The following is a 639-nucleotide window of genomic DNA, read 5'->3' as shown; positions in this document are numbered from 1 at the left end:
CCGCCAGCGCAGCAGCGCCAGCAAGGCCGCCACCAGCGCCGCGCCAGCCGCGCCGCGCCAGTTGCCCAGCGCCGCGCCTAGTTCCTCAAGGAAACTTCGCTGCCTATCGGGATTGTAATCCAGGACCCATTGATTCCAAGAATTATTCAGCGCCGCGTAGTGGTAACGCAGCCGCGCCAGCCACGAGGATGGATCGTCTTGCAGCGCCAGCAGCGGCGCCAGGCCGAAGGCGGCCGGGCGCGGCAGGGCCCGCGCCAGATTGCGCTCGACCCGCGCGGGCGCCACGGCGGCGGTGGGATCGACCCGCCGCCAGCCGGCCTCGGCGCTCCAGAACTCGGCCCAGGCGTGGGCGTCGGACTGGCGCACGGTGAGATAGCCGTCGACCGGATTCAGCTCGCCGCCCTGATAGCCGGTGACCACGCGCGCCGCCACCCCCATGGCGCGCATCAGCACCACATAGGCGCCGGCGTAGTGCTCGCAGAAACCGGCCTGGCTGTCGAACAGAAAGTCGTCCACCGCGTCGCGCCCCAGCAGCGGCGGCGCCAGCGTGTAGCGGAAGCGGCCGCCGCGAAAGCGCGCCAGCACCGCCTCGCTCAGCCGCTGCGCCAGCGCCGCCGGCACCCCGCCCGCCGGGCCGCC

The 639-nt window shown here is 73.1% G+C and carries 1 protein-coding gene; it reads right to left on the bottom strand.

Annotation, left to right across the window (positions count from 1 at the left end; genetic code table 11):
* The coding region (locus GM676_RS31345; RefSeq protein ID WP_170304397.1) for a transglutaminase-like domain-containing protein at positions 1-639 on the bottom strand (639 nt) is incomplete at both ends.

Source organism: Duganella radicis (assembly GCF_009720825.1).
GTDB classification, from domain to species: Bacteria; Pseudomonadota; Gammaproteobacteria; order Burkholderiales; family Burkholderiaceae_D; genus Rugamonas; species Rugamonas radicis.
This window is presented reverse-complemented; position numbering and strand designations above follow the sequence as displayed.